This window comes from Tenuifilum sp. (assembly GCF_037481895.1).
In the GTDB taxonomy this organism is placed as follows: domain Bacteria; phylum Bacteroidota; class Bacteroidia; order Bacteroidales; family Tenuifilaceae; genus Tenuifilum; species Tenuifilum osseticum.
In genome coordinates this window covers 10,641-37,097 of the sequence record NZ_JBBFKU010000035.1, presented here as the reverse complement: position 1 = coordinate 37,097, position 26,457 = coordinate 10,641, and the positions used below count along the sequence as shown (strand labels likewise).

General features: G+C 42.5%; 17 protein-coding genes and 1 tRNA gene. 12 read left to right on the top strand and 6 right to left on the bottom strand.

Features of this window, described 5'->3' with window-relative positions:
* Nucleotides 1–360 precede the first annotated feature (360 nt).
* Together WHS63_RS10625 and WHS63_RS10620 are read right to left on the bottom strand one after the other, a co-directional pair.
* Nucleotides 361–714 (bottom strand): MmcQ/YjbR family DNA-binding protein, encoded by a 354-nt coding sequence (locus WHS63_RS10625; RefSeq protein ID WP_445205084.1) that lies wholly within the window; start codon nt 712–714, stop codon nt 361–363.
* 20 nt (nt 715–734) lie between these two features.
* A complete protein-coding gene (locus WHS63_RS10620; RefSeq protein ID WP_445205083.1) occupies nt 735–1,112 on the bottom strand; it encodes a YraN family protein in 378 nt (125 codons plus the stop codon).
* A 63-nt stretch (nt 1,113–1,175) separates the two neighbouring features.
* On the opposite strand from WHS63_RS10620, the gene WHS63_RS10615 reads away from it, so the two are divergent.
* On the top strand, nt 1,176–1,814 hold the full coding sequence (locus tag WHS63_RS10615) for a hypothetical protein (RefSeq protein WP_445205082.1): 639 nt from the start codon (nt 1,176–1,178) through the stop codon (nt 1,812–1,814).
* Here the strand turns inward: WHS63_RS10615 and WHS63_RS10610 are convergent.
* Nucleotides 1,806–2,729: a S66 peptidase family protein gene (locus tag WHS63_RS10610; RefSeq protein WP_445205081.1), complete on the bottom strand. Its 924-nt coding sequence runs from the start codon at nt 2,727–2,729 to the stop codon at nt 1,806–1,808. The two genes, WHS63_RS10615 and WHS63_RS10610, sit on opposite strands and share 9 nt — an antisense overlap.
* Before the next feature lie 241 nt (nt 2,730–2,970).
* On the opposite strand from WHS63_RS10610, the gene metG reads away from it, so the two are divergent.
* On the top strand, nt 2,971–5,004 hold the full coding sequence (metG, locus tag WHS63_RS10605; RefSeq protein WP_445205080.1) for a methionine--tRNA ligase: 2,034 nt from the start codon (nt 2,971–2,973) through the stop codon (nt 5,002–5,004).
* A 545-nt stretch (nt 5,005–5,549) separates the two neighbouring features.
* The gene (locus WHS63_RS10600; RefSeq protein ID WP_445205079.1) at nt 5,550–6,851 is read left to right on the top strand and encodes an OmpP1/FadL family transporter; all 1,302 of its coding nucleotides are present in this window, start codon (nt 5,550–5,552) and stop codon (nt 6,849–6,851) included.
* Between the two features lie 114 nt (nt 6,852–6,965).
* Here the strand turns inward: WHS63_RS10600 and WHS63_RS10595 are convergent, their stop codons facing one another.
* Complete coding sequence (locus WHS63_RS10595) at nt 6,966–7,214, bottom strand: hypothetical protein (RefSeq protein WP_445205078.1); 249 nt, start codon at nt 7,212–7,214, stop codon at nt 6,966–6,968.
* Nucleotides 7,215–7,660: 446 nt separating this feature from the next.
* Between WHS63_RS10595 and WHS63_RS10590 the strand changes: the two genes are divergently transcribed.
* The 3 genes from WHS63_RS10590 (at nt 7,661) to WHS63_RS10580 (ending at nt 9,270) form a co-directional block, all read left to right on the top strand.
* Nucleotides 7,661–8,758: an SPOR domain-containing protein gene (locus tag WHS63_RS10590; RefSeq protein WP_445205077.1), complete on the top strand. Its 1,098-nt coding sequence runs from the start codon at nt 7,661–7,663 to the stop codon at nt 8,756–8,758.
* A gap of 30 nt (nt 8,759–8,788) precedes the next feature.
* Nucleotides 8,789–9,145, top strand: a complete 357-nt coding sequence (gene folB / locus WHS63_RS10585; RefSeq protein WP_445205076.1) for a dihydroneopterin aldolase — start codon at nt 8,789–8,791, stop codon at nt 9,143–9,145.
* A 54-nt stretch (nt 9,146–9,199) separates the two neighbouring features.
* Nucleotides 9,200–9,270: transfer RNA gene (locus WHS63_RS10580), tRNA-Cys, on the top strand.
* 27 nt (nt 9,271–9,297) lie between these two features.
* Here WHS63_RS10580 and WHS63_RS10575 read toward each other — a convergent pair.
* A complete protein-coding gene (locus tag WHS63_RS10575) occupies nt 9,298–10,005 on the bottom strand; it encodes a phosphoadenylyl-sulfate reductase (protein ID WP_445205075.1) in 708 nt (235 codons plus the stop codon).
* A 124-nt stretch (nt 10,006–10,129) separates the two neighbouring features.
* On the opposite strand from WHS63_RS10575, the gene WHS63_RS10570 reads away from it, so the two are divergent.
* The 6 genes from WHS63_RS10570 (at nt 10,130) to WHS63_RS10545 (ending at nt 23,907) form a co-directional block, all read left to right on the top strand.
* On the top strand, nt 10,130–10,630 hold the full coding sequence (locus WHS63_RS10570) for a T9SS type A sorting domain-containing protein (RefSeq protein ID WP_445205074.1): 501 nt from the start codon (nt 10,130–10,132) through the stop codon (nt 10,628–10,630).
* 53 nt (nt 10,631–10,683) lie between these two features.
* Complete coding sequence (locus WHS63_RS10565) at nt 10,684–12,318, top strand: hypothetical protein (RefSeq protein ID WP_445205073.1); 1,635 nt, start codon at nt 10,684–10,686, stop codon at nt 12,316–12,318.
* Between the two features lie 71 nt (nt 12,319–12,389).
* Nucleotides 12,390–15,269 (top strand): tail fiber domain-containing protein, encoded by a 2,880-nt coding sequence (locus WHS63_RS10560; RefSeq protein ID WP_445205085.1) that lies wholly within the window; start codon nt 12,390–12,392, stop codon nt 15,267–15,269.
* Nucleotides 15,270–15,396: 127 nt separating this feature from the next.
* Nucleotides 15,397–17,685 carry a hypothetical protein gene (locus tag WHS63_RS10555; protein WP_445205072.1) on the top strand — a complete coding sequence of 763 codons (2,289 nt, stop codon included), beginning with the start codon at nt 15,397–15,399 and terminating at the stop codon, nt 17,683–17,685.
* Nucleotides 17,686–17,841: 156 nt separating this feature from the next.
* Entirely contained in the window at nt 17,842–20,169 is a 2,328-nt protein-coding gene (locus WHS63_RS10550) for a hypothetical protein (RefSeq protein WP_445205071.1), read from the top strand.
* Nucleotides 20,170–20,592: 423 nt separating this feature from the next.
* Nucleotides 20,593–23,907, top strand: a complete 3,315-nt coding sequence (locus tag WHS63_RS10545) for a SpoIIE family protein phosphatase (protein WP_445205070.1) — start codon at nt 20,593–20,595, stop codon at nt 23,905–23,907.
* Here the strand turns inward: WHS63_RS10545 and WHS63_RS10540 are convergent.
* Nucleotides 23,904–26,426: an ATP-binding protein gene (locus WHS63_RS10540; protein ID WP_445205069.1), complete on the bottom strand. Its 2,523-nt coding sequence runs from the start codon at nt 26,424–26,426 to the stop codon at nt 23,904–23,906. The genes WHS63_RS10545 and WHS63_RS10540 overlap by 4 nt on opposite strands.
* Nucleotides 26,427–26,457: the final 31 nt, after the last annotated feature.

Here is a 26,457-nt window from a genome sequence, read left to right as displayed (position 1 = left end):
CGCCACGCCTGCGGCGTGACTCATGTGGTATCGCTTACTAAGCCCACCGCCACGTTCCACCCCCGACCCATTGCCGGATCAGGCTTTTATGCCTCTGCTTACACCATTCCTTACTCGTTAAGGAATCTCATTGATTAATAAAGGGGATGAGGGGACAATGAGATGCTTCAGCTAGCTCAGCATGACAACGGAGTAGAAAAAGTAAGCGTTTTGTCATCCCGAGCGCAGTCGAGGGATCTCATCAAATGGTAAAAGGTACAAAGAGATGCTTCGACATGGCTCAGCATGACAAGCATCTTTTATGCTAACGCTCAATATGATATATCCTTAACTAAAGTATATAGGAAATTTATTCTTGACTCACTTCTTCTTTCTGCCACCTAATTTACGTTTCCCCTTGTTTAAACAAACACAATTATAGGAATGGTCAATCCAATCCAAAATCAAGGCATCGGGTATTGACCCGTCTATTGCTATAGTATTCCAGTGGCGTTTATTCATGTGATAGCCGGGTTGAACAGCCATGTATTTTTCACGCAGCTCTATGGCGAGTTCAGGATCGCATTTAAGGTTAAGCTGTGTGTCACCACTAAGGTTAACCATGGCAAAGATTTTCCCGTTCACCTTGAAAACCAGGGTGTCGTCGTCGAACGGAAAACTTTCGGTTACATCTGGTTTTGATATGCAATGCTCTCTAATCAGTTCAATATTCATAGGTCAGTAATTGCTGAAGATTATAGTGTTGGGTAAAAAGCATCTTCAATATGCTCAATCTCAGGTGGTAAGCCATGGTTAATTACAATTGAAACAATATCGAATCGCACATCACAATCAAGGTTGTGTTTTTGAACATACTCGTCGGCAGCCTCAACTATCATTCTTTGCTTTTTCCGTTTAACCGATTCCTTGGGCTCCTCCCAGTAGTGGGTACTTCGGGTTTTAACCTCGACTATAACAAGGGTGTCGTTTAGCTGTGTCACCAAATCGAGTTCCTTGTGGCCAAAGTGCCAGTTCCTGTGTAAAATTTTATATCCCTTTGCAGCCAAGTAATTCGCAGCAATTTCTTCGCCCTTACTGCCTAAATCCTTGTTGCCACCAATTTTTTCTACCATTCTATGAAACAATTTTTAACAAAAATCGATATAAATTTTTGTTGATTAACTCTTTTTTTGGGCTTGCGGTTTATTTGCTACATAGCATTCTTCACTATACTGCTATCCACAAACGCCTACTCAAAGGTAGGCGGTTTTGAGGGTAAAGTCAATATTGTTCGCGAGGGTGCATACGATACCATACAGGTTGAGGTTTACATAAAGGGCAACTTAATACGTGTTAACGAGTTTAGTAAAGGTGGTAAGTTGATACGATCCTACTTTGCCAATGTGGAAAGTGGATCAACCTACCTGGTATCGTTCAGCAATAAGATGTACTCCAAAGTTAAGGTAGATAATTCTCCCGCCATTTCAAATGTTAGTATCCTAAAGTCAGAGAACTATATTGAAATTAATGGTGTCAGGTGTTACCAGTGGAGGGTAAAAAACTTAGCCACTCAAACTGAAACAACATATTGGGTCTCGGAAACAAAGTACGACTTTGCTCCTAAACTTTTCAGTGCATTGGCCAATGCTGGAACAGCCATTGAAGAATTGGTAAGTTTACCACAACCCGAAGGGATATTGCCATTGATGGTAATTGACCGTACCCGGTTCCGGAAACTGCGAAGCAGCATAAAGGTTTTAAGTATTACACCCATGCAGATTTCGCAAACCCTGTTTACTATTCCGGTTGGGTTTAATGAACTAATATCAAGTTAAACTCCTGTAAAATCCTACTTTTGCCCCTTCATCGCTAACCTTTAATTCAACGGTTCTACCAATAATTAGAGGGAGGTTAGGCTCTGCGTGTCCAGCAGGAAATCCAAAGCAAACAGGTATTCGGTATTCCTTAACAGCGCTGTAAATAATTTCGTAAGCATCGGAACCAAAAGGTTCGCTATTATCCTTCATGTCGCTAAAGTGTCCTACAATAAGCCCGGCAATTGATTTAAGCTTGCCTGAACGCTTTAGCTGCATAATCATGCGGTCAATATGGTAGAGGTACTCATCAACATCTTCAATGAATAGAATCCTACCGCTATAGGACATCTCGCTTGTTGTGCCACTGAGCGATGAAAGGATGGAAAGGTTTCCGCCAATGAGAACCCCGGTGGCATGTCCAGGAAGGTTTAATGGATGGTGTTTTAGTTCGTAGTATAAGCTCTCACCTTTTAAGGCGCTAATCAGCGCCATGGTCGATTGGTTTCCTTGAACAGAATCGGGGAAATTGATGGGCATGGTGGCATGGAGCGTTTCAATGCCAAACCAGCCGGTAATTAAGCTGTGCAAGAAGGCGATGTCGCTATAGCCAATAATCCATTTTGGGTTATGTTGAAGCTTCCGTAAGTTTAATAAATCCAATATTCTTACCGTGCCGTATCCTCCGCGAGCACAAAGAATAGCTTTCACGGATTGATCTTCAATCATCTCCATTAAATCCTGAGCTCTCTCGCCATCGGTGCCGGCAAACTGGTAGTGTTTAGAGTATAGGTGTGGTGCTGTTTTAACTAAAAAACCCTGTGATGTTAAAAACCTAATGGCCGGCTGAAGCTCATCGCGTGTTATTGATCGAGCTGGAGCAACAATCCCTATTGTATCGCCTGGTTGTAGGTATGGGGGTGTAATGTTTTCCATGCACCTGTTGTAAAAAAATGGACTTTAAAGTTAGATTATTTTTTGAAATAAAACTCATTTTTGTCATTAAGGTTTTACTTATTCACCTTGAAATACTTTTCGGTTCTTTAAAGAAAATCAATTAGATTTGTGGCACTAAATAGCTGGGTATGGGTACATATGCTTTGGTTGCTACAAAGTCACACACCTACAGCTTTTTAGTATATTCCATTGAAATACTAAGTTACTTAATACAAGACAGATGAACTCATTTAAGCGTTACCTGATTACATCGGCTTTGCCCTACGCAAATGGACCTGTTCATATAGGTCACCTTGCCGGCGTTTACATACCATCCGATATTTTTACCCGCTACCTAAGAGCTAAAGGAGTTGAGGTAATCTCCGTGTGCGGTTCCGATGAGCATGGGGTTCCTATTACCATTAAGGCACGTCAGGAGAACACCACACCGCAGGCTGTTGTTGATAAGTATAACGCAATCATCAAGGATTCCTTTGAGAGGTTTGGCATTGCTTTCGACATTTACTCCCGAACAACCTCAAAGGTACACTACGAAACTGCCAGTGAATTTTTCCGGAAGCTTTACGATAAGGGTGTATTCATTGAGAAATCAACGGAACAGTACTACGATGAGGAGGTAGGTCAATTTCTGGCCGATAGGTATATCATGGGAACTTGTCCACATTGTGGAAACGATCGCGCCTACGGTGACCAGTGCGAAAAGTGTGGCACAAGCCTTAGTCCAACCGACCTAAAGGATCCCCGATCCATGCTCAGTGGGTCAAAGCCTGTGATGAAGGAAACAAAGCACTGGTTCTTACCGCTCGACCGCTTCCAACCCGATCTGGAGAAATGGATTCTGGAAGAGCATAAGGAATGGAAGCCTAATGTTTACGGACAGTGCAAGAGTTGGCTCGATCAAGGCCTACAGCCACGTGCCGTTAGCCGCGATTTGGATTGGGGTGTTCCCGTGCCGGTTGAAGGAGCTACCGGAAAGGTGCTATATGTATGGTTCGATGCTCCAATTGGATATATTTCTGCAACCAAGGAGTTAACACCAAACTGGGAGAAGTACTGGAAGGATCCTGAAACCAGGCTGATCCATTTTATCGGAAAGGATAATATTGTTTTCCATTGCATCATTTTCCCTGCTATGCTTAAGGCAGAGGGTAGCTATATACTACCCGATAACGTTCCTGCCAATGAGTTCCTTAACCTTGAGGGCGATAAAATATCTACCTCGCGTAACTGGGCTGTATGGCTCCATGAGTACCTCGATGAGTTCCCCGGTAAACAGGATGTACTCAGGTACGTTCTTACCGCCAACATGCCCGAAACCAAGGACAACGATTTCACCTGGAAGGATTTTCAAACCCGTAATAATAGTGAATTGGTTGCAATTCTGGGTAACTTTGTAAACCGTGCAATGGTTCTTACACAGAAGTATTTTGATTCAAAGGTGCCTGCAATTGCTGAACTTGACAATTACGACCGCGAAACCCTTGCCGAGATACCCAAGCTTAAACAATCCATAGAGCAAAACCTTGATGAATTCCGCTTCCGCGAAGCATTGAAGGAGGCTATGAACCTTGCCCGTCTTGGTAATAAGTATCTTGCCGACACTGAACCCTGGAAGGTTTACAAAACAAACCCACAAAGGGTTGCAACCATACTGAACATTTCCATGCAGATTACTGCTAACCTTGGAGTACTATTAGAGCCTTTCCTTCCATTTACCGCTGAAAAGATTAGAGCAATGGTAAACCTAAATGGAAAGGATTGGAATCTGGCAGGTGGCGATAATCTTTTGTTGCCCGGTCACCAGTTGAACGAGCCATCGCTTCTGTTCGATAAGATTGAAGACGACGTTATTGAGCGCCAGCTCGAAAAGTTACGGAAGGCTAAAGAGGCTAACGAGAAGGCAAATATCAAGGTAACCCCCTTGAAAGATTCAGTTACCTACGATGAGTTTTCCAAAATGGATATTCGCATTGCTAAGGTTCTTGAGGCTGAGAGGGTACCAAAAACACAAAAGTTGTTAAAGCTGAAAATTGACACCGGAGTTGATACCCGTACTATTGTTTCGGGCATAGCTGAGTTCTTTACGCCCGAGCAAATGGTTGGAAAACAGGTAGTAGTTCTGGCAAACCTTGAGCCAAGAACCATCAGAGGAATTGAGTCGCATGGAATGATTCTAATGGCCGAGGATGTAGATGGAAGGTTACAGCTGGTTATACCGGCCGATTCGGTTTCAAATGGTTCAACAGTAAAGTAAACCTGAACATGCATAGTTATCAAGGCCGCCACTTATGGCGGCCTTTTTGTTATTATCCATTTCAGCTTAGCAAATTTAGGTTTACCATTTCCTAAAAACAACTATAGATTGCTGTAGAGCTATAGTTCACGAGTTAAATGATAACTTACTCCTATTGATGAAAAGTAACCTTTTGCCTTCATGTGTTTCAATCTAACTTAAATATGGTTACTTGTCAAATTGAGCGAAGCGAAACACATAACTAACCTTGCAGATAAAGATATTCATAGTTTCTGGCAAACACGGTAATTAGCAATGGTCATTAACTAGTACCAAACATACCATTGGCTATAACGAGTTTTCCTGCCCAAAAGAGCTGTTCAATGCATTGTTCATAATTTAAAAGAACAACATTTCGGAGGTTCAAAGTTTTATTTGAACGAATAATAACCATTTAAAAACAACTTTTGTTAACGCTCATTAACAATTGGGTTGGGGTTGAAATTACTACCTGCCCGACATGTTGAGCTGAATTTTTTGAAAACCAAACCTTAAACCAAACTGATATGAAAAGAAACATTTTATTGCTTAGCATTTTTGTGCTTGGAACCATGGTGGCTATGGCCGATTACAATCCTGCCAATAATGGTAGTGCTTCCAAAATGAAGACCGGAAACCGAAATGCATCAACCACAACCGATGCCCCCTTTTACAACCCAGCAGGAACCGTTTGGGGAAACGACGGGTTTACCCTCGAGTTCTCAACAATTCCTTTCTACTCCACCAAAAGCATTTTCGATAATGGTAATTTTACCGCTAATAATTTAGAGTACAAGAGTAAAACCAGTTCGCTTCTTTATCCAGCACTAAATCTTACCTATAAAAAGGATAGGTTTGCGCTATTTATGTTTGCAGGAATCACCAATGGTGGTGGCGCCGGCAACTATAACGATGGATTACCAACATTTGAGCGTTTGGGTTATTTCAATGTGATTACTGGTATAATGGGTGGATTGCTGCCTGGCGCAGTAACCGATTATGGTGTTAAAACTAGTTTTAAAGGTTCTGCTTATGGTGTAGGGGGTTGGCTAGGTGCAGCCTATCGTGTTAACGATTGGTTATCGGTTGGTGGCGCTTTTCAGTATTCCCGCCAGATGAACCATCAGGAGGGTTGGTTGGATATCACCTATACCCCTGCACCATCTGCTGTACCTATTCCACGGACTGAAATAGATGTAGATTTTACAGGTCAAAGTTTTGGTTTTATTGGAAGTGTTGACCTAAAACCTATGCCAAATCTACTAATAGCAAATACTTTCCGCTACTTCACTGAAATGGAACTTGAAACCAAGGTTAATGATAACAAAAGTGGTGGATTATTTACCGATGGCGATAAGGTGAAATCGACCTATGTTCCAACATATAACCTTGGCGTGGCCTATAATGCTAACGAAAAGCTAACCTTGCATTATAACATGAATGTTTCACTATACTCCATGCTCTCACTCGATGAGGATGTTGATGGAGTTAACGTTGCCGAATACTACCATAATGGTATCGATTTTGGGGTTGCGGCTGAGTACCAGTTTACCGAAAAGTTCAACTGGGGTGTTGGCTGTACTTATGCTCCCTATAAGATGAAAAGGCAATATCAATCGGAAATGGAATTTGAGAATAACACCATTTGGCTCAACACTGGCGCTAGCTTAAAGCTAAAGGAAAATTTAGGTTTCGACTTAGGGTTCCAGGTAGGTTTGGCTACACAAGAGCGTAAAGTAGAATCAACCGAATGGGTTGCTCCTTTTAATCAGAAATATGAAAACGGACCATCATATTCTATGGGAATTGGTTTCTGGTACAAGTTTTAGGAAGGGTAGATAGTCTATGTAATAGAGGTTGTCCTAATGGGCAACCTCTATTTCTATCTTTATTTCAGTGTTGTTTAGTTAAGGTTATTAGTCATGTTGCGCGCAAGCGAAACATTACGCTGTCATGCTGAGTCCCGATTTACCGGGAAAGACTTCGCCGAAGCATCTCTTTGTATTTTCATTTCTTCTGTTAATGAAATTCTTCAACCCCAAAGGAATGATATTAGCAATGGCATAAAAGCCAGACCCGGCAATGGGTCGGGGGTGGAACGTGGCGGTGGGTTTTGTAAGCGATACCACATGAGTCACGCCGAAGGCGTGGCGAATTGTATCGCGTGGCAGTTCCACCCACGGGGTACCCATCGGGTCGGGCTTTTCAGCCTTGATTTTCTTTGGTTCTTTCTTGTATCAAGACAAGAAAGAACGTGGAAATCACTTTTTGCAATGTTTTTCCTTTGCAATCCAAAGCCTCACCCTTGCTCTTTGGCATATGCATTGCGTGCATCGCTATACGTGTGGGAGTAGCCACGGTGTTACAAATGTTTAGCCCCTACGGGGCTGGAAACGTTGTTCGTTGTTCGTGAAACTATTGTCATGTTGAGCTAAGCGAAACATCTCATGGGATCGATTAGGGTTCCTTCGCTTCACTCAGAATGACAAAAGGTATGTATATTTTTCTTAGCTAAACGACATTTATCTTTATTTTAAAAAAGTTGAATGTATTTTTTTGAAAACCATAACCCAACCATTTTGATTTAACCCAAATAATTTTATACATTTGTTAGTTAAACCCCAAACACCCTACAGCATTGGAATTGAATGCTATAGTGCAAAAAATTTTGCAAACCAACGATTATGTTAGCCTTCCGGGGCTTGGCAGCATTGTACGGAAGTACGAATCAGCTCGGTTAGCCAACGATGGCAAAACGCTTCTGCCTCCTAAGGAGTACTTTGTTTTTGACCCTAACCGAACATTTAACGATGAGGCACTTGAGAATTACCTTGAAGCAAGTTATGGCCTTTCAAAAAGTGAGGCAAGTAGAAGAGTTGAAGAGTTTTGTCAAACTCTTTTGAATAGCGTAAAACAAAATAAAACAGTTTCAATTCCCGGAATAGGCTCGCTTAAAACCGGGGTTGATGGAGGAATTGAACTGATTGCCGATGATGCTTTATCAACAACATTCCTACCACCAGTTGATATTGTTGTTAGCCATCAAGGAACTGCAAGGGTTGAAGCTAATCAGGATTTAGGTACATCCATGCCAACTTATCGCAAGGAAGATAAATCCACTCCTACAGTTAATGTTGAAGCAACCCCATCATATATTCCTGCAACTCCTAAAAAGTCCCAGCGGTCGTTTGCAGCAGGTTTATTTGCTGCTGTTATTGTTATAGGTGTTGTTGCAGCATTTATCTTTATTCCTGAATTAAGATTCTGGGAAGGTAACAAGTCCGAAAGTGTTTCGCAAGTGGCACTGGTTGTTCCTGATGAAAGTATCAAGCCTAGTAATTATGAACAACCAGTAAGCGAGGTTAAATCCGATTCGGCATCAGATCAAAATCAATCAACTGATAGTTCCATAAATGTTGTTTCAAGGAGCGAGGTGAAACAGCACACAAGTATAATAGTTCCAATTGATAAAAAAAGTGCCCTTTTATTTCAGGATAAACCAGTAGAGGAGAGCAAGACTTTCTATATTGTAATTGGCAGTTTTACTAGCCGCGATAACGCCCAAAAGCTAATTGATGAGGTTTCGCGTTTGGGCTATAAGCCATTCATTTTACCGGGCAACAATGTTTACAGAGTGGTGATATACCAATTTACTAATCGCGATAGAGCCTTGAGGGAATTGGAGCGAGTGCGTGGTTTGCACTTAACCTCACAAGCTTGGCTTTTAACCCTTTAACTATACTACACACACATTATATCTTAACCGATGGCAATTATCGAGATTGAGAACATGGAGTTTTACGCTTACCATGGATGCTACAAAGAGGAACAAGTTGTAGGGAATCATTTTCAGGTAAGCATCTTAATTGAGGTCGAAACACAAGCGGCTCAACTTAACGATAATTTAAATGATACTGTGAATTATCAGGTTGTTTACAATCTGATTAAAGAGGAAATGCAGCTAAAATCTAAGCTGCTTGAGCATGTTGCGGAGCGTATTGTTTCAGCTATACACAATAACTTCAAAAACGTGGAAAGGGTATGGGTAAAAGTTTCAAAGTTAAACCCACCACTCGGAGGAAAAGTTGAAAAGGTGAGTGTTTCACTTGAACGCAAGTTTTGAAAGCCCACAAAAATTTGCAGGATTAATTTTTTTTGTATCTTTGCAGTGCCAAAGGGTACCGTGGCCGAGAGGTTAGGCACTGGTCTGCAAAACCACGTACAGCGGTTCGAATCCGCTCGGTACCTCAAAAAAGCCCCCAAATGGGGCTTTTTTTATTTCTTCCGATTGTGTAAACCGCACTCCTTGGTCTCGGGGTTTTCCCACCACCAACGGCCAGCTCTAACATCCTCACCGGGTTCAATGGCTCTGGTACAAGGTTGGCAGCCAATGCTTGGAAAACCTTTGTCATGCAAGGGGTTGTAGGGCACCCCATTGACTTTAATATATTCCCAAACGTCCTGTTCGCTCCAATCAATAAGCGGGTTAAGCTTAATAAGGCCATTAGCCTCGTCCCACTCAACCATTTGGTTTTCGGTTCGGGTAGCTGACTGGTTGCGGCGCAAACCACATATCCAAACCTCTAACCCTTTGAAAGCCCTTTTCAAGGGCTCTATTTTGCGAACCCTACAGCACTCCTTCCTATTCTCAATACTTTGGTAAAACAGATTAATCCCCTTTTCGGTGACCATTCTCTCAACTTCGGCTGGCGATGGAAAGTATATTTCAATATTCTTTTTGTACCTCAGCGAGGTGCGCTCAATAAGCTCGTAGGTTTCGTAGAATAATCGTCCCGTGTCAAGGGTGAAAATTTTTACTTCAGGGTCAAGCCTCATTATCATATCGGTAAGCACCTGGTCTTCCGCACCCATGCTGGAACTCAGAGCAATTCTCCCTTTATACTCTTTCAGGAACCACGTAAGCACCTGAAGGGCATCTTTCCCTTTGAACTCTTCGTTTAAGACTAATGCTCTCTCTCTCATTGTTTTAATTTTAACACTCCAAACGATAAATTAGAAACACAAAACTTCAAATTAATGTAAAAAAATTGACTTTGGTATTATAATTTACTAACTTGCTCATTATGCAAATTTAAAATAATACAAAATGAAGAAAATCTACACATTAATTTTATCGCTATTCACACTAACGGCATGGTCGCAGGACATACCAATGCAGGTAATTGCCGCTGGAGGTGGATACTTTGAAAACTCATCAGCAGGGCTATCAATTAGTTGGACACTGGGCGAGGTTGCCTATACTACCCTCACATCGGCTGATTTTATTTTGACTCAGGGATTCCAGCAGGGAAACCTGTTTACCACATCGGTTGATAAACCTGGAATTACTCAAAACGACATTACCATATACCCTAATCCGGCAAGGGATTACGTAAAGGTTAAATTTGAAATACCCAATGCGAGCGGTAAAGCAACATTTGATTTATACGATATAACTGGGCGCAAGGTTATTTCAAAGGTTATGAATGTTGAGCAATCGGTACCCGCTGAGCTAAATCTATCGGAGATACGTTCAGGCATTTATCTGCTAAAAGTAACGCTGGAGAAGGATAATCTGAATCGGATTGTTAAGCTGGTAAAGGAGTAACTTCCCCTTTTTATTTTATAGCCTTTCAAAAGTCTAACTAAAACTTTTTAGCCATGAAAAATATTGGCATGGTATTGTTATCTGTCCTGATAACCATTAGCGCAATATCGCAATCTCCAAGAGCATTCAATTATCAAGGTGTAATAAGAAATTCTAGTGGAGAGGTTTTAGCAAACCAACAGGTAACTTTTAGATTTAGCCTAACAAATAATGATGCCAGCACGGTTTACTACTCAGAGAGTAGGATTTCAGCCACAAATGGACTGGGCATAGTAAACGTTCCAATTGGTTTAGGCGATATTATTCAAGGAAATTTTTCTGAGATTCCATGGGAAAGTGGAGATATTTACTTAAAAGTTGAAATAATGCCTGAGGGTACTGCAGGTTTTACCGATATGGGAATACAGCGATTGTTATCGGTCCCTTATGCGTTATTTGCATCCGACGGTATATCAATGAAATGGCTTGGTTCATTGCCAAACCCTCCTGCCTTCCCATCGCGAAATGAGGCATACTACAATACTATGAACAAGGCTTCATTCATTTGGGATGGCGATTCATGGGAAATACTGGCACTGGATGGTTTGCCCGGGATTCAAGGTGCTCAGGGCGACCAGGGGCCTGCTGGACCAAAGGGCGAACCGGGAGAACCTGGGTTAGATGGCATTTCGCTTATTTGGTTGGGCTCATTTGATAATGAACCAATTGCACCAACTTTAAATAATGCTTACTATAACACTAGTACAAAAAAATCATATGTCTGGGACGGCGATTCCTGGGAAATTATTGCTCAAGACGGCGAGGTAGGGCCAGTTGGCCCCCAAGGGCCCCAAGGATTACAGGGCCCACAAGGGTTACCTGGTTCAAATGGTATTTCGTTGATTTGGTTAGGAACTTTAGCTGATGCGCCCTCTAATCCAAGTATAAATCAGGCATATTACAACAGCACCGAAAAGAAATCGTACGTTTATAACGGAGTAGGGTGGGATATTATAGCTCAGGATGGTGCCATTGGGCCACAGGGGCCGCAAGGAGAACAAGGCCCTCAAGGTGATCAAGGCGTTAATGGAATTTCTGTCCAGTGGTTGGGCAGCCTCGCCAGCGCTCCTGGATCCCCTCAGTTAAACCAGGCCTACTATAATACCACCAGCAAGATATCGTACATCTGGGACGGAGATACGTGGGAGATTCTTGCTCAGGACGGATTACCGGGAGCTCAGGGACCTCAGGGACCAGAAGGCCCCCAGGGGCCTGCGGGTACGGGTTTAAATAATCGAGGCGATTGGATAAGCGGGACCACATACGATCCGGGCGACTATGTGTTTGCATTGAACACGGGAGGAACAGCTAACAGCATGTGGATCTTGGAAGGCACTTCTCCATATCTTTCAACCCTGCAACCGCGTCTTGATCCCGACCACTGGGTAGAGTTTGAAGCCCCTGCCGGTCCTGCCGGACAGAATGGCATTTCGATACAGTGGCTAGGAACGCTTCCTTCCCCCCCTCCTCACCAACAACCAACCAGGCCTACTACAACTCTGTTGCTAAAAAAGCATATATTTGGGATGGCGATTCGTGGGAAATCCTGGCACAGGATGGAGAACAGGGTCCCCCGGGTCCCCTGGTTGCCGGAACCACAGGCCAAACCCTACGCCACGACGGAACGTCCTGGGCGGCCAGTAGCCTAATATATAACAACGCCACAAATATTGGTATAAATACCACTACACCAACCCAGCGCCTCGACGTTAATGGAAATATGAGGTTGCGGGGATTGCTTGTTGATTACGGTAATAGTTCCGGTACAACGGGGCAGTACCTAAGCAGAGGGACAAGCGGGGTGGTATGGCAAACCCCTAACTGGGTGACAGGGAGCGGCGTAAGCGGCCAGATGGCGGTATGGAATGGTGCAAGCAGCATCACAAACCTACCAAACCTAACATTTGCCCAAGGCCTGGTAGTAGTGGGTAACCCAACAGCAAACCCTGATGATCCAATATTTGAGGTGAAGAACAGCAACGGCGAGGTAATTTTTGGTGTTTACCAGGAAGGGGTGCGCATAAATATAAGGGATGAGGCCATTAAAGGAGCCAAGGGTGGCTTTGCGGTAGGTGGATTAACCAACCAAACAAAAGCTGGCCCAGTGGAGTACTTAAGAATCACCCCAGATAGCGCGCGCATCTACATTAAGCAGGATTCTGGGGTCAAAGGAGCCAAAGGTGGTTTTGCTGTGGGTGGCTTAACCAACCAAACTAAAACGGTAGTTGCTCAGGATTTACTATTTATAAACCCCGACTCGGCCAGGATATACTTGAACGAGAACCCCACCAAAGGGGCGAAGGGCGGTTTTGCTGTGGGTGGACTAACCAATCAGACAAAGGCATCGTCACCGCAGTTGATTCAACTAACCAAGGATAATTACCTTATTGGATATGAAGCTGGGATGTCAATTACCACAGGGCTATACAACTCTTTTCTGGGGTACCAGACTGGCAAGTTGAACAATGCAGGAAACTGGAACACTTTCCTAGGTTACCAGGCAGGGTTGAATAATACCGGAAGCGATAATACATTTATTGGCTACCAGGCGGGTATGGCGCATACCACCAAGGGTGGGAATGTTTACATTGGGAGCAAGGCAGGTTCCAATGCCACAAACGGTGAACGAAACGTTTTCATTGGTGAATCAGCTGGCTACTCCATAGTTAGTGGTTTTAAGAACGTATTTATTGGGTTTGAGTCGGGATACTCAACTTCAACCGGAAACTACAATGTTTTTCTAGGAACAACAACGGGTAGAGCCAATAATTCAGGCTCCAGCAACGTATTTGTTGGTATAGGAAGTGGATTTAATAATACAACTGGTTCCAATAATGTTTTTTTGGGTACTAGCAGCGGCTTAAGCAATATTTCCGGAAATTTCAACACCTTTCTTGGTTACGATGCGGGTTACTCAAATACTGCAAGCTACAACCTATTTGTAGGCTATCAAGCTGGTCGAGCAAACACTTCAGGTACTTATAATACCTTTTTGGGATTCCAGTCGGGGTATGCAAATGTTGATGGTTCCAATAACATTTTTATTGGCTTAAGGGCCGGGATGTCAAACACATCAGCTGGTAATAATGTATTTATTGGTAACGAAAGCGGCAGATATAATACTACTGGCACTAACAACTCATTTCTTGGCAATTATGCTGGTAGAGCTAATACTACAGGTAATAGCAACGTATTTATAGGTAATCAGAGTGGACGGAGTAATACTACTGGAAATTCTAATATAGCTATAGGTGATTATGCAGGTTATTCCAATCAAACTGGTGTTAGTAACATTATTTTGGGCAAAGCTGCTGGTTACACAGGTACTAATCTTCAGTACAATGTTTTTATTGGCGATAGCACTGGGTACTCAACATCATCAACTTATGCAACTACTAATGTGTTTATTGGCTATGCAGCAGGTCGCTTCAACAACAGCTATAATAATGTTTACATTGGTAATAAAGCAGGTTACTCTTGTATAACCGGCCAAAATAACATCGCTATTGGCGATTTAGCTGGATTCAAGAATACCTCAAGCCAAAATATATTCATTGGTACATCGGCTGGTGAGAATAATACTGAAGGCTACTTTAATATTATGATAGGTAGGTGGACAGGGAAAAACAACACCACAGGACATCAGCAGATATTGATTGGCGGTGGTGCAGGTAGTTCGTTAACAACAGGTAATGAGAATGTAATAATTGGTACTAATGCTGGTTCAATAAATTCAACTGGTTCAGGGAATATTTACTTAGGAACCTCTGCCGGTTGGAGTAACACCGGGTCAAAGAATGTCTTTATTGGATACAAAATTGGCTATGGGACATTCCAGAACGTATCTAATGCTCTTGTTATTGGCACCGATGTTAACCCTAACACTCCCTTAATCTATGGCGAATTTGACAATAAAAAGTTAAAGTTTAATGCAAATGTTGGGGTTAATGTTGATCCAACCGGTTCCAAACTTTATTCTTATGACGATAGAACTAATACAGTTGACGATCCTGCTGTTCTAGGTGAACATAAACTTAACACTACTGGTTGGGGTATAGGCGTAAAAGGCGATGGTGGATATATGGGAGTTTACGGTGTGGCAAGTGTAGCCGGTACAGGAACACGATACGGTGTTTATGGCTATGGTGCAAATGGAACTACCAACTATGCTGGTTATTTTTCCGGAAATGTTTATGTATCAGGAACATTTACAAATCCATCGGATGAGAGATTGAAAAACAATATTACTCCATTGAAAGGTTCATTGGCAAAGCTTAGTAAAATTACAGGCGTTACCTATGAATGGAAGAGTAATGAGGAAATTAAGGGAATTATTTCCGACAAAGAGTCTAATAAAGGGATTGAAAAGTTCAATTTCCCCGTTGGAACCCAGATAGGCGTGATAGCTCAAGATGTTGAGAAAGTTTTTCCTGAGCTAGTTCAAACCGATGAAAATGGGGTTAAGTCGGTCGATTATGTTAAGTTAGTTCCGGTTTTAATAGAGTCGATTAAAGAACAGCAACAGCAAATAAACAACCTTCAGGAGCAGATTAATGAATTACAAAGGCTTTTGATTGAAGTTGTAAAACAGAATAAATGATTTTTCAAAGGGGTGAGCAATACAGAGGCTCACCCCTAAATCTTTTTTATAAGATATTTTAAGTTTTCCCTTTTGTGAGATTAAACTTTCCCCTGCCTTTTAGTTATAACCCTAAATTAAATAGATAATGAATAAACTTAAGGTTTTGCTGCTTTTCATGGTGGTTGCAATAACTACTGCAGCACAGCAACCCGCTGGGTTCAGCTACCAGGCCGTGCTCCGCAACAGCAGCGGGCAGGTGCTGGCCAACCAGAACGTAACCCTCAGGCTGAGCATAACCAGCTCCGATGGCTCCACCACCTACTACGCGGAGAGGCATGCCGTGAACACCGGCCCCTACGGGCTGGTAGGCCTCACCGTGGGCGAGGGCACGCCCCTATCGGGCAGCTTAGGGGAGGTGCCCTGGGGAAGTAATGAAACCAGGCTAAAGGTGGAACTTAGCACCGACGGGGGCAGCACCTTCAGCAGCTTGGGCAGCCAGAGGATACAGCCCGTACCCATGGCCGTGTACGCCGATAGCGCCAACCTGAGGTTTACCAGGAACCTGGTGGTGGTGGGCAACGACCCCGCCAACCCCGACGACCCCATATTTGAGGTGAAGAACAGCAAGGGCGAGGTTCTCTTTGGCGTGTACCAGGAGGGGGTAAGGGTAAATATCCCCGACAGCGCCATAACCAAAGGAGCCAAGGGTGGGTTTGCAGTGGGCGGCTTGACCAACCAGACCAAGGAAGGCCCAGTGGAGTACCTACGTATAACCCCCGATAGCGCCAGAGTATATGTTAAGCAGAGCCCCGGCACCAAGGGTGCCAAGGGCGGCTTTGCCGTGGGAGGGCTGACCGGAGCCAAGGAGGTTGTATCCCAAGACCTGCTGTTTGTCAACCCCGACTCGGCCAGAATTTATATCAATGAGAACCCAGGTAAGGGAGCCAAGGGTGGTTTTGCTGTGGGTGGACTCACCAACGGGAAGACTAGTGCTCAACTCATCCAGCTAACCAAGGATAACTATTTGATAGGCTATGAAGCCGGGGCAAGCATGAGTTCAGGTATCTATAACTCCTTTCTTGGTTATCAGGCTGGGAAAAACAACAGTACAGGAAACCTTAATACTTTTTTGGGGTATCAGGCAGGATTAAATAATCAGGGTAGCGACAACACCTTTATTGGGTACCAAGCAGGGATGATGCATACCTCAAAAGGAGGGAACGTCTACATTGGTAGTAAAGCCGGGGCAAATGCTGTTAATGGTGAACGAAATGTACTTATTGGTGAATCAGCTGGCTATTCTCTATCCTCGGGTACAAAAAATGTTTTTATTGGGTATGAAACGGGGTATAATACATCAACAGGCTACAATAATGTTTTTATGGGGACTAGGACTGGATTTTCCAATACATCCGGAAGAAGCAATGTTTATATTGGCGACAGTACTGCCGTTAAAAACACATTTGGTAGTAAAAATGTTTTTTTGGGTAACTATGCTGGTTTGAATAATACAGGAGGCGATAATAATGTTTACATTGGTTTTGAGGCTGGTTATTCTGGCCAGTGGGCTTCGCAAAACATCTGCATTGGAAACTATTCTGGATACTCAAATACAACAAGTCAAAACCTATTTATTGGGGAGTATGCAGGTGAAAAGAATACTACAGGAACAAGAAACTCCTTTGTAGGCTTTTTTGCTGGGCAGAATAACCTTACGGGTGGGCAAAATTCATACTTTGGACAGTTTGCTGGAATGGATAACACTAAAAGCTACAATACCTTCATTGGATACTGGGCTGGGGGTGATAATATAGATGGAGAAAAGAATGCTTTTTTAGGGTACAGGAGTGGACAGGGTAGCAACGGGTCTAACAATGTATTCCTTGGTTACCAAGCGGGTGAAGGTAATACTGGCTCAAATAATGTACTAATTGGATATCAAGCTGGATATTATTCTGGTAATGTTTCCAACGTGCTTTACATAGCCAATTCGTCGTCGAGCCCACCGTTAATATACGGTAATTTTTCTACAGGGAACGTTGGACTAGGTACAGTTTCTCCTGACAAAAAACTTCATGTAGTGGGTGATGCCCGTGTTACTGGAAGTATTTACTATGGAACAGGAACATCAACATATACAAAGCCTGATTTCGTTTTTAACCCTGATTACAAAGAATTTTACGATCCCTTGTCGGTTGAGAGTTTTATACGCTTAAACGGTCATTTACCCTGGTTAACAAAAGCATCGGAGGAGAAGGATGGCATTAACCTAACCCGCATGCAGTTTGAAACGGTTGAAACTGTTGAAAACCTTCAGTTGCAAATTATTCAGCAGCAAAAAGAGATAGAGGAGTTAAAAAGAGCGAACAGCGAATTGGAAAAAAAATTCAAGGCCGAATTTGAATCCCTCAAATCGCTTCTTCTGGCCAAGTAAAAAGTCTCTTAATAAAACAAGATCTGCCCCCAAAAAGGGGCAGATTTTTTTAACTTTTCTGTCAAAAATCGATATAAATATTTGACAATGAAAAGGGAAAGGTCTAACTTGTAGTTTTAGCGTGCCTTTTTAACTGCAAAACAAAATCGCACATACATGAAAAAGTTACACACCTTGCTGCTGGCCCTGGTAGCCGCTATCACCGCCGCAGCGCAGCAACCCACCGGGTTCAGCTACCAGGCCGTGCTCCGCAACAGCAGCGGGCAGGTGCTGGCCAACCAGAACGTAACCCTCAGGCTGAGCATAACCAGCTCCGATGGCTCCACCACCTACTACGCGGAGAGGCATGCCGTGAACACCGGCCCCTACGGGCTGGTAGGCCTCACCGTGGGCGAGGGCACGCCCCTATCGGGCAGCTTAGGGGAGGTGCCCTGGGGAAGTAATGAAACCAGGCTAAAGGTGGAACTTAGCACCGACGGGGGCAGCACCTTCAGCAGCTTGGGCAGCCAGAGGATACAGCCCGTACCCATGGCCGTGTACGCCGATAGCGCCAACCTGAGGTTTACCAGGAACCTGGTGGTGGTGGGCAACGACCCCGCCAACCCCGACGACCCCATATTTGAGGTGAAGAACAGCAAGGGCGAGGTTCTCTTTGGCGTGTACCAGGAGGGGGTAAGGGTAAATATCCCCGACAGCGCCATAACCAAAGGAGCCAAGGGTGGGTTTGCAGTGGGCGGCTTGACCAACCAGACCAAGGAAGGCCCAGTGGAGTACCTACGTATAACCCCCGATAGCGCCAGAGTATATGTTAAGCAGAGCCCCGGCACCAAGGGTGCCAAGGGCGGCTTTGCCGTGGGTGGACTAACCAATCAAACCAAAGCGGTTATAGCCCAGGACCTACTGTTTGTCAACACTGACTCGGCCAGATTTTACATTAACGAGAACCCGGGTAAGGGTGCCAAGGGTGGCTTTGCTGTTGGTGGACTCACCAACGGGAAGACTAGTGCTCAACTCATTCAGTTAACAAAGGAAAACTATTTGATAGGCTATGAAGCCGGGGCAAGCATTACTACCGGACAGTTTAACTCCTTTTTAGGATTTCAGGCAGGGAAAGCAAACAGCACCGGGAATTGGAATACCTTCCTTGGGTATCAGACTGGCTTAAATAATACCGGAAGCGATAATACATTCATTGGTTATCAGGCAGGAATGCTTCACCAATTTGGAGGTGGTAATGTTTACTTAGGGAGTAAGGCGGGAGGAAATGCATTGAACGGTGTGCAAAATATTGCAATTGGCGAACAATCAGGGTTTAGTACTTCCACTGGATTTAAGAATATTTTTATAGGTTATATGGCCGGATATAGCAACACCTCTGGCTACAGTAATATATTTATCGGTAATGAGTCAGGTAAAAGTAATACCGATGGAAACCGAAATATGTTTTTCGGAAACGGTTCAGGCTTTTCAAACACTTCTGGTTTTGGCAATACATTTTTTGGTTTGGAGAGTGGCTACTATAATGTAAATGGTTTCAGAAACCTATTTCTAGGTTATCGGTCAGGCTACAAGAATGTTGATGGTTCTGACAACTCGTTTCTTGGTGATATGGCAGGTTCAAGCAATACATCAGGAAATGAAAATACTTTTGTGGGTCAGGCATCAGGAGCCTCCAACGAAACAGGAAGAGATAATACCTTTTTGGGCTCCAATGTTGGTCGGGGTAATACTAATGGATCGGGCAATGTAATGGTTGGGCGTTTTACAGGGTACAATATTAATGGCAACAACAACACCTTTATTGGTACCCAAAGCGCTGCAAATTTCAACACTGGTCCTTTTATTGCTAGTAGTAATGTATGTATTGGGTATGCAAGTGGAACCGGATTAACCAATGGTTTTTACAATATTTTTATTGGTCAACAAACTGGAACAAATAACGGTTTTGCTAATGTTATCATTGGGCATCAGGCTGGACTAAACTGTTCAGGGAACAGCAACGTTTTTATTGGATATCAGGCTGGTATTTCCGAGGCTAAAAGTAATAGACTGCATATTTCCAATTCTGGAGGCGATTCAACGCAAGCACTAATTTATGGCAGATTCGATAGCAAAGAAATTGCTTTAAATGCCCGAGTTGGGATAGGAACAACCGTACCCGATAAACAGCTACACGTGGTGGGTGATGCACGTATTACAGGCAATATATATTGTAATGACGTAATTAAACCAGACTTTGTATTCAAACCCGATTACTCCAAGCGGCTCGATCCCCTGAGCGTTGAACGGTTCATTGCCCGTAATGGCCACTTACCCTGGCTAACAAAAGCATCGGAGGAAAGGGATGGCATTAACCTAACCCGCATGCAGTTTGAAACGGTTGAAACCGTTGAAAACCTTCAGTTGCAAATTATTCAGCAGCAAAAGGAAATTGAGAACTTAAAGGCTGAACTGGAAACTTTAAAAAAGTTAATAAAGCAGTAATCGTTTACTTTTTTGTGAATGCCGGCCAACGACCGGCATTTTTTTTGCTATATGCCAATTAAAGGTGATTGATTCTGTATAGAGAATCACTACCGTTCGGCAAAAATTTTTTAGAGTTAGTTTATACCGAACTTAGTCAATATCCTCCATGAGGAATATTAAATGTTAAGGTTGGTTTTTCTAGCAATACCTCATCGCCAACAGCGTAAAGTTCTCCTATTCCCGCGTAGTGGATAAAGATTTTTTAAATCGGACAGTAGTGAAATTGGTAGATTTTATTTCGATATGATTAAAAACCTTATCTTTACAACTTTGAAATATGATTTTTCATTTTAAGCAACTAATTGGAGCAATTAGTTAAAAATATTGACTGATTAAACGTTTTTTTAATATATTTATCAAATCTTAGTATAGCGTTTTACCATGAAAAAGCTTCTATTTCTTGGTCTTTTGTTCATAAGTGTTTTACAAGCGAGTGGCCAGCAATTCAATAAGTATGGCAATCCGCTTATTACAAACTATACCCCTGAGGTTTACGGTGGAAACGAGCAGGTTTGGTGTATCGCACAGGACGATAGGGGTGTGATGTACTTTGGTACAAACGATAATGGCATTCTGGAATACGATGGCAAAACCTGGCGTAGCATCCCTATGCCTGAAAACAAGTCGGTTCGTTCGCTTTGTAAGGGCGCCGATGGGGTTATATATGTTGGTTCAACAGGTGAGTTAGGCTACCTTCAACCTACTGCAAACGGGAGGTTACAATATTATTCACTTATCAAAAACATACCCGATAGCATTCAGTCTAGCCTTTCTTACATTTACAAAACATACTGGTATGAAGGTAAGACTTACTTTTGCTCTCTTTCTAATATTTTTATTTTCGATGGTAATACTATAAAACCTATTTCATTGGGAAAGCAAAGTGAATATGCTAACTTTTTTACATTAAAGGCTAACAATAAGTTTTATGTTAACAGTTATCTTCAAGGTTTAAGGACTTTTACAAGTGACAGCACCCTTGAAGTTATCCCCGGTGGTCAGGCTTTTATTCATAAAAATGTATTCTCAATTGTAGCAATTGACTCTAGCAAAATTTTTATTTTTACTGATAATGGGTTTTATACCTATTCAAACGGTAAGGTCGAAAGCGTTGACACTCCAACGCTCCTTGCCAAAAGAATGGCCACCGAGTCAGCAATACCATACAGCGCAACTAAACTTAATGATGGCAATATTGCTTTAGGGGTTGTTCAATCCGACTTTTTTGGAGTTGTTACGCTAGCCCCGGACTTAAAAACCATAAATCTGGTTAACAAACAAACGGGAATGCACGCAGGCCAAGTGTCCGAAGTGTTTCAAAATGGCGATGCACCCCTTTGGGCAACACTATACGATGGTGGTATTGCCAAGGTTGAGTTGAACTCTGCCATAGGAAGATTTGGTCAGGAGTGTGGCTTATCGGAAATTATTGTTGACATTGTTAGATTTAATAATACTATTTATCTTGCTACTTTCAACGGGGTTTATTATTTGGCTTACGACAGCAATGGAGTTCCAAAGCTTATACCTGTAGATGGTATTAATGGAAATGTATGGGCGTTAACTATTTTTTCACCACCAAATGCACCCAAAATGCTTCTTGCAGGCAGCTATACCGATGGTGTTTTTGAAATAAAGGGAAGTAAAGCCATAAGTATTAGCAATCCTTTAAATGCAAACCTTGAATTATCAAAACAAATTCAACATAGTTGTTTTGCTTTATACCCATCAAAAAGCATACCTGGTAGATTGTATATTGGGTTAAATTCAGGTGTTGCATATATAGACTGGGCAAACGGCGAATGGAAACACACTGATAACTTATTTCGCGATTCCATTAATTTTGAAATACGCTCAATTGTTGAAGACAGTAAAGGGAACCTTTGGCTTGCCACAGGTTACTCTGGTGTGTATATGGTTAACAAGAGTTTTACCAAATTATCTAAGTTTGGCAAGGAGAGCATAAAGGGGCTAGAAAACCTTCAGTATATTATTCTTTTCCCTGTTAATGATTCACTATATATCCTTACTTCAAATGGAATATACCACTTTAACTATGAAAACAACCTGTTTGAGCAGGGAGGTTTAGTAGGTAGCGCTTTTTCAAAGCGTTTTGGGATTTATAAAGCCACAAAGTTCTCCAATGGTTATGCCTTCCTATGCTACGATAGTAACAATAAGAACTGGATTGAACGAGTTGTTAAGGATTCTGCTGGGAACTGGGTAACTGACAACCGCGATCTAAAGCGACTTCCCAATAAGTGGGCCGATGCGATATATGCTGATCCTGACGGAACCCTTTGGATTGGCATGTCAAAAGAACTTTACGTTTACAATCCTCATGTAAAACGAAGTTTTAACGCTCCATTCCGTGCCGTAATTCGTGAAGTGGTATCAAAGGATTCGTTACTGTTCGGTGGAGCCTTTTATACTCAAGGGGATTCCTCGGTTCGAAAATTATCGTTAGAGCAACAACCCTACCAAATGCCGCGATTGGGTTACCACTATAATGCCATGGTGTTTACTTTTGCAGCTCCATATTTCGAACGTGAGGAGGATATAGTGTATAGCCATTACCTTGAAGGTTCCGACGAAACCACTTGGAGCCAGTGGGATAAACGAACCGATGCCACTTATACTAATCTTAGGGAGGGTAAATATACATTCCATGTTAAGGCGAAGAATATTTATGGGGATGAGAGCTTAGAGGCAACCTACTCTTTTGAAATTCGCCCGCCCTGGTACCGTACTATTTTGGCATTCATACTCTATTTTATACTTGCAGTTTGTTTGGTTTGGGGTATAGTTAAATGGAATACCCGCCGGCTCATTGCTGAAAAAGAACGTCTTGAACAAATTGTTCGCGAACGAACGGCCGAGGTTGTTGCTCAAAAGGAAGAAATAGAACAGCAAAAGGAAAAAATTGCTGCCCAGAATGAGGAGATAACCAGTAGTATTCAGTATGCAAGCCGCATTCAGTCAGCATTACTTACCCCCACCGATCAGATTAACCGAATCTTTCCTGAAAACTTTATTCTTTACCTACCCCGTGACATAGTTAGCGGCGATTTCTACTACATCACTCAGGTAGGCAAGTTAAAGGTTTCAGTGGTTGCCGATTGTACCGGACATGGAGTTCCCGGTGGCTTCATGAGCATGTTGGGCATATCCTTCCTAACTCAGATCATTGGTACAAAAACCGATCTGAAAGCAAATGAAGTGCTAAATGAGTTACGAAACTTGGTTATAACTGCACTTCACCAAACCGGTGAAATAGGTGGAAGCAAGGATGGGATGGACATTGCCATTTACATTATTGATGAGGAAACCCAAACCCTTCAGTTTGCTGGGGCAAACAATCCGCTTATTCTGATCCGCAACAACGAGTTGACCCATATTAAGGGCGATAAAATGCCTATTGGCATTCACCTGCGCGGTGAACTTTCGTTTACCAATAATGTTATTCAAATCCAAAAGGGGGATGTAATTTATACTTTCTCCGACGGATATGTAGACCAGTTTGGAGGCGAAGATGGCCGTAAGTTTATGATAAAACACTTTAAGGAACTTCTCCTTGAAATCCATCATAAACCCATGAGTGAACAACGCCAAATCCTTGACGAAACTCTTAAGAATTGGCATGGTAATACCCCAAGAATCGACGATGTTGTTGTTATGGGAGTGCGGATTGTCTAGTTCAATAAGTTGTCAATTTGCTCCTGCAGCTCAACTGTAAAACTCTTTACTCTTCGGTTTAGCCTATCCATGTATAGTGTGGCTGCCTTGTGTTTGTCGGGGGGGAGCGTTTCAATTCGTTGAAGTATACTTGCTATGTCGTAAACCCTAAACTGGTTAAAAGCCGATTTCATCTTATGGGCTACAGCTGAAGCCTTAGTTAAATTCTTGCTTTTAATGAGCTGATTTAGCTCTTCAACATTTTTTCGGGTGTTTTCAAGTAACGATTCTAAAATTAGCTTAACACTTTCTTTATTTCCCCCAGTGAATCTGTATATCTCCTCGATATCGAATTTATTGTAAGTATCAGCCCTCTCTCTTTTATCGCCCGTAACAACCCCAGTTGCTCCAATTACAGGGCCAAGCAGTCGAATGAGGTCTGCTTCAGTAAATGGTTTTATGAGGTACCCGGAGAATCCCAAACTGCTAAAATGTTCAGGATTGTCAATCATATCGTTTGCCGTAATTGCAAAAACTGGAATGCTATAACCGGCATTTTCAATTAGTTGAACCACCTCGTAGCCTGAAACTTCGGGCATTTGAATATCGGTTATAACTGCATCGTACTTCTTTGCTTTAAGCTGATCAATTAAATTTTTGGCATCGCTTATGGCATCAGCCTCTAGGCCAACGTTTTTGGCAATCTCGGTAACTATTAACCGGTTAACCTCATCGTCGTCAATGATTAAGATTGAAGTGCCAGCTTTTATTCTGTAATGGGTTTCTTGGTCAACATTGGTAGTTCTGGTTTCCTTGATACTGTAAGGTATTACCACCCTTATAATGGTACCTTCATTGGGTTCGCTGGTAAGCGATATTTCACCACCCTGTAGCTCAACAAGTTTCTTTACAATGGTTAACCCCAGCCCTGTTCCGCCAAACTTGCGTGATATTCCGCCATCGGCTTGGGTGAATTCCTCGAATACTTGCGACTGCATCTCAGGAGAGATGCCAATACCGGTATCGGCAACAGTAAATTGAATTTTTACTGAATCGTCGGTTTTACGGAGTACTGCTCCCGATACTATTATGCTGCCCTGTTCAGTGAACTTAATGGCATTACTAAGCAGGTTTATAAGTACCTGTCTTAACCTAAAGTCGTCGCCAACAACAATGTGCGGTAACGATTGATCGATATTCGAAAGAATTTGTAACCCTTTTTCATTTGCCCTTGCCTCAAAAAGTTTAACCGTATCGTTTACCACTTCGCGTGGTGAGAACTCTCTGCTTTCCAATCGTAGTTTGCCAGTGGCTAGTTTTGAGTAGTCCAGTATATCGTTAATTACAGCCATCAGGTGGTTCGATGAACTATTAAGCACATCAACGTACTCCTTTTGCTTGCCATTCAGTTCAGTTTTTGATAGTTGACGCGAAACCCCTACAATTGCGCTTAATGGGGAACGAATTTCGTGACTCATGTTTGCCAGAAATTGCTCTTTCAAACGCAAAAGATTTTCAGCATACTGTTTTGCCTCAATAAGTTGAGCATTGTATGTGCTGTTGCGCGATATATCCCTCATTATAATTGCTATAAGTATAACCAGCACAATAAACGTAATGGTCCCAAGCAGGAATATTATTAGGAGATTTTTGGTCAAGACTTCTTGTACCGATAATGCTTGGCTAACAGCTTCAGCCTGTTCCTGTTTCTCAATACTGGTTACAATTAGCTGAACCTGATTCAGGATGGCTCTGTTCCTGTTAAGCAGTTCTTTCTCCTTTTCGTCGATAAGCCTAAGTTGGTTCTGCTGATCATTCCTTATGTTGTCCAGAATTAGTAAAAGTCGTTGAATGATTGAGTCCGATATGTAGGTGATGTGAGGTATGGTATCGTACGTAAATTCAACAAGGGTATCGGTAGCAATAGTGTCAATTCTTTCTGGTCCCAGGAAGAATCGTTTTATCCTGGCGGCCATCGATTCATTGTCTACCTTTTTGTAAATTACGGTATCGCGCCTTACCTGGGTTACTGTTTTTTGCTTGTAAACCTCATGGTAACGCTGGGTTTCCGACCCTGCTCGGGCAATTCGTTGCATTGCCCTGTCGTAAAAGATGCTGGTATTAATACTTTGTCGCATTTGTAGTATTTCACCCTCAATTTCCCTTTTGTTCTGAAGTAGCTTTTCAATCTTTTTTATAGAGTTTAGCTGCGATTGGTTACTGTATGCCAGTTTTTGAAGCGATTTTATTGCAGCAGTAACTTTTTGGTGATTGTTGTTGTAGGTTTTAAGGTAATCGTCGTTTGAGGTCAGTACGTACATCCTAAAATCGCTATCCTCAGTATAAATTGATGCAAGCAACCTGTTCAGAACAGTAATTTTTTGTCCGGGAAGCCCAAGCCCTTGGCGGGTAGTTTTAAGGTCGCTAACCGCCTGGTAGGTCATAACAATTGCTGTAACGGAAAAAATAATTATCAGTAAGAAACCACCAATTACCTTTGGCTTAATCCAGTAATTTCTGTTTTGTATTCTTTGAAGCATTGGGTTGTAATTAGCAACCAAAGTTAAATAA

Bases quoted from the DNA above. Each gene is read 5' to 3' on its own strand.
- WHS63_RS10625 (WP_445205084.1), bottom strand. From the start codon at position 714: ATGAATATTGAACTGATTAGAGAGCATTGCATATCAAAACCAGATGTA.
- WHS63_RS10620 (WP_445205083.1), bottom strand. From the start codon at position 1,112: ATGGTAGAAAAAATTGGTGGCAACAAGGATTTAGGCAGTAAGGGCGAA.
- WHS63_RS10610 (WP_445205081.1), bottom strand. From the start codon at position 2,729: ATGGAAAACATTACACCCCCATACCTACAACCAGGCGATACAATAGGG.
- metG (WP_445205080.1), top strand. From the start codon at position 2,971: ATGAACTCATTTAAGCGTTACCTGATTACATCGGCTTTGCCCTACGCA.
- WHS63_RS10600 (WP_445205079.1), top strand. From the start codon at position 5,550: ATGAAAAGAAACATTTTATTGCTTAGCATTTTTGTGCTTGGAACCATG.
- WHS63_RS10595 (WP_445205078.1), bottom strand. From the start codon at position 7,214: ATGGGTACCCCGTGGGTGGAACTGCCACGCGATACAATTCGCCACGCC.
- folB (WP_445205076.1), top strand. From the start codon at position 8,789: ATGGCAATTATCGAGATTGAGAACATGGAGTTTTACGCTTACCATGGA.
- WHS63_RS10575 (WP_445205075.1), bottom strand. From the start codon at position 10,005: ATGAGAGAGAGAGCATTAGTCTTAAACGAAGAGTTCAAAGGGAAAGAT.
- WHS63_RS10570 (WP_445205074.1), top strand. From the start codon at position 10,130: ATGAAGAAAATCTACACATTAATTTTATCGCTATTCACACTAACGGCA.
- WHS63_RS10565 (WP_445205073.1), top strand. From the start codon at position 10,684: ATGAAAAATATTGGCATGGTATTGTTATCTGTCCTGATAACCATTAGC.
- WHS63_RS10560 (WP_445205085.1), top strand. From the start codon at position 12,390: ATGAGGTTGCGGGGATTGCTTGTTGATTACGGTAATAGTTCCGGTACA.
- WHS63_RS10555 (WP_445205072.1), top strand. From the start codon at position 15,397: ATGAATAAACTTAAGGTTTTGCTGCTTTTCATGGTGGTTGCAATAACT.
- WHS63_RS10550 (WP_445205071.1), top strand. From the start codon at position 17,842: ATGAAAAAGTTACACACCTTGCTGCTGGCCCTGGTAGCCGCTATCACC.
- WHS63_RS10545 (WP_445205070.1), top strand. From the start codon at position 20,593: ATGAAAAAGCTTCTATTTCTTGGTCTTTTGTTCATAAGTGTTTTACAA.
- WHS63_RS10540 (WP_445205069.1), bottom strand. From the start codon at position 26,426: ATGCTTCAAAGAATACAAAACAGAAATTACTGGATTAAGCCAAAGGTA.